Annotated in this window: 3 protein-coding genes; all 3 read right to left on the bottom strand. The window is 57.3% G+C overall.

Features of this window, described 5'->3' with window-relative positions; all coding sequences use genetic code 11:
- A partial coding sequence (locus tag GXX82_07035) for a glycosyltransferase (protein ID NLT22785.1) occupies window positions 1–488 on the bottom strand: 488 nt, incomplete at its 3' end.
- A 303-nt stretch (window positions 489–791) separates the two neighbouring features.
- Window positions 792–2,111, bottom strand: coding sequence for a nucleotide sugar dehydrogenase (locus GXX82_07030; protein NLT22784.1), 1,320 nt, complete (start codon window positions 2,109–2,111; stop codon window positions 792–794).
- A 307-nt stretch (window positions 2,112–2,418) separates the two neighbouring features.
- Window positions 2,419–3,504 (bottom strand): DegT/DnrJ/EryC1/StrS family aminotransferase, encoded by a 1,086-nt coding sequence (locus tag GXX82_07025; protein NLT22783.1) that lies wholly within the window; start codon window positions 3,502–3,504, stop codon window positions 2,419–2,421.
- Between the last annotated feature and the right edge of the window lie 26 nt (window positions 3,505–3,530).

Below are 3,530 nucleotides of genomic sequence, written 5' to 3'. Positions count from 1 at the left end.
GGATGAAGATCCCCGCAGACTGCGGCAATCCGATCGTCGCTTATCAACCGGGCAATGAGGTATGCGAGAGCGTCACGCTCGAAGAAGACATCGGCATCCGTTGTGACGATGATCGGGTAACGAGCCAGGCTCATTGCTCTGTTGTATGAGCGGTTCGTCCCTAGACGCTCGGTATTGGCAATAATGCGGTGAGTAATTCCCGCCTCCGTGAAGGCTTCTTCTGCAATCCGTCTTGTATTGTCGGACGAGCAGTCATCGATGAAGATCACCTCGTATCGGTCTACCGGATAGGAAGATGCAAGGATATTCTGGACCCGCTCCGTGATCACAGCCGCTTCGTTATATGCAGAGATGATGATGCTGATGGCAGGATATTCGAGAGGGACATGCAGTTTATCCGGTTTCCGCCCTATATTGATCCCGACAAGGTATACTACGTATGGGGCGACTGCAGCAACGATAAGCCCTATGCCGATCCACAAGAGCATAATATCAATTTAATGGTTTACTATTTATTATTTAGCAGGTATGATGAAAATACCTCTCTTTCTCCTCTCCTCTATCGGAAAATCTATCCCGAAAGGTCGATTTGCACCGGGTGTGCGCGTGACCATGTGCGCAAAACGGGATCTGTGGAGCCCTGGGTTCTGACCCTGCAGTTGTCACAGCATGGTTTCAGTGCCGTCCTCTATGTGGCTATTCTACCCGATTTTTGGCGGAGGTCGTGCAGGCATGACACTAGCGTTAATCCTGAAAAATATGGTCCATTCCGTGCTGGGAGTTACCGGGTTTCACTCGCCTTTTCCGATACAGAGGTATACGATCCCGTCTTTCTGTTGGAAGAGGTTCTTACAATCTACAAGAACGGGGGTATTCATACAACTCCCGATATACCCTGTGTCCAGCCTTCTGAAGACATCGTGGTCCACAAGGAATACTGCACAATCGGCCCCGGAAAGCGCCACTTCGATGCTCTCCGCCGAGGTAAACACACCTGCCTTCGTTGCGAGGGAGGGGACGAACGGGTCGTAGACCTGCATGCTGGCCCCGAGGTTTGCGAGTTCTTCGACGATCTTGATGGAAGGCGACTCCCGGGGGTCGTTGATGTTCTTCTTGTAGGCGAGCCCCATCACAGCGACCGTTGCACCGTAAACCCGCTTGCCGACCTGCCTGAGCCCCTTCTCGATGAGGTTGACGGTGTGCATCTTCATGAACTCGTTGATCTCCCCGGAGGTTTCGATGAAGCGGGGGATGAAACCGTATTTCTTCGCCCGGTAAGACATGTAGTAGGGGTCGAGCGGAATGCAGTGACCGCCGATGCCAGGGCCTGGATAGAAGGGCATGAAACCGTAGGGTTTGGTGGCCGCAGCGTCGATCACTTCCCAGGTGTCGATGTCCATCCGTTCGAAGATGAGAGCCATCTCATTGACCAGGGCGATGTTGACGTTCCTGAAGATGTTCTCCATCATCTTCACGGCTTCTGCCGTGCGGGCATCCCGAACCGGGACAATCCTGTCCATGATACTCCCGTAGAAGGCGGCGGCCACGTTGGTACATTCGGCGCTTATCCCGCCGACAATCGTTGGTACTTTATCGATGGGATACTGCTTGTTCCCGGGGTCTACCCGCTCTGGAGAGTAGGCGATGCCGAAGTCGCTGCCGGCGACGAGTCCGGTCTCTTCGAGGATTGGAACAACCACCTCGTCAGTCGTCCCCGGGAAAGTTGTGCTCTCCAGGATGACAAACTGCCCCTGATGCAGAATGGTTTTGAGGGTCGAACAGGCATCCTTTATGCAACTTAGATCCGGGATCTTGTCTTCCGATAGCGGTGTTGGGACGCAGATGATGAGGAAATCGCACTGGTGAAGGTCTTCGGGATCGGAGGTTGGGAAATAAGTCTGTCCAAGATACAGGGAGAGTTGCGCGTCCGGAACGTCCTGGATGTGAGACATCCCTGCCCGGAGCCGCTCGACGGTGCCTGAACAGACGTCGTAGCCGTAAACGGTAAACTTCCGTGCAAAAGCCATTGCAAGCGGGAGACCGACGTAACCCTGACCAATAATTCCAATTTTTGCGCTTCTATTAGTGATCTTTACAAGAAGATTTTGCATGTGCTCCTCCTGATGCCCCGGGTGCGCCCGACGTTTGGAGACTTTCCGAGGCACCGTGCCTTACCCGTCCTGCCGCGGTGTGGTCTCTGATATTAAAATATCCCCCTGCGGCACAGATAACTATATCGCTCCAGTAAAATCTTATATTTACTCTCTCCTATAAAATCAGGTCACGCCTCGCCGCCAGATTCTGGAGAGCGTTCTCTGGCGGCCTACGGCTTGCAAAGGAGGCCTTCCTGGCCGCTAGCAAACGTGATGATGTGTACCTTCAAAAAAACAAAGAGCATTTGGCCCTTCATCTTTTCAATCAGGAGAGTTCCCGGACCGCGTCGCAGATGTACGCCAGTTCTTCGTCCGTCACCGAGGGGTGGACCGGCAGGCTCACGACCGATGCCGCAAGGTCGTCGGCGACCGGACAGGAGGCGTTTTCGCTCTGGTAGACCGGCTGCCGGTTGACGGGGATGGGGTAGTGGACGGCGGTCCCGATCCCCTGCTCGGAAAGAGCGCTCATGAACGCATCCCGCGCAAGCGGGTAACCGGAGGGGACCTTCACCACGTACTGGTGGTAGACGTGCCGGACGCCCGGTGCAACATGGGGCGTGACGAGCCCTGAACCTGCAAGGTGGCGGTCGAGATAACGAGCGTTCTCTCTCCGGCGCTCGTTGAACCCCTCCACCCGGCCGGTCTGCACGAGGCCGATCGCGGCGTCGATGTTCGTCATCCGGTAGTTGTACCCGATGACAGTATGAAGGTATTTCTTGCTCTGCCCGTGGTTGATGAGGAGCCTGACCCGCTCGGCAAGGGCGTCGTCGTCGGTCGTGACCATGCCCCCTTCCCCGGTGGTCATGTTCTTTGTCGGGTAGAACGAGAAGCAGCCGATGTCGGCAAGGCTCCCCGCCCTTCTCCCGTGATACTCCGCGCCGTGCGCCTGGGCCGCGTCTTCGATCAGGGTAAGATCATGGTCATCGCAGAGATCGCGGGCTGCGGCGACATCGAACGGCTGCCCGAAGAGGTGGACCCCGACGATTGCCCGGGTGTCGGGCCGGACGAGGGCCGCGATCGATTCCGGGTCGATGTTGAATGTCGCAGGGTCGACGTCCGCAAAGAGGGGGGTCGCCCCGCACATCGAGACGCTTGACGCCGTCGCAAAGAACGTGAACGCCGGGACGATCACCGAGTCGCCGGGCCCGATGCCCGCGGCAAGGAGGGCCGCATGAAGCGCCGCCGTCCCGGAGTTGACACCGACCGCGTGCCGGGCACCGCAGTACTCCGCAAAGCGCGATTCGAAATCGGTGACGACCGATCCCTGGGCCAGCATCCCCGACCGCATCACGCGGGCGACGGCCTCGACCTCCTCCTCCCCGACGAGCGGTCGGGCGATGGGGATCTTCACCGGCACCGCCTTGCCTCCGCGGGCAG

The organism is Syntrophorhabdus sp. (assembly GCA_012719415.1).
Taxonomy (GTDB): domain Bacteria; phylum Desulfobacterota; class Syntrophorhabdia; order Syntrophorhabdales; family Syntrophorhabdaceae; genus Delta-02.
The sequence above is the reverse complement of the archived record's forward strand: the minus strand, read 5'-3'. Positions and strand labels throughout refer to the sequence as shown.

Coding starts and splice junctions, on each gene's coding strand:
- GXX82_07030 (NLT22784.1), bottom strand. CDS start 2,111: ATGCAAAATCTTCTTGTAAAGATCACTAATAGAAGCGCAAAAATTGGA.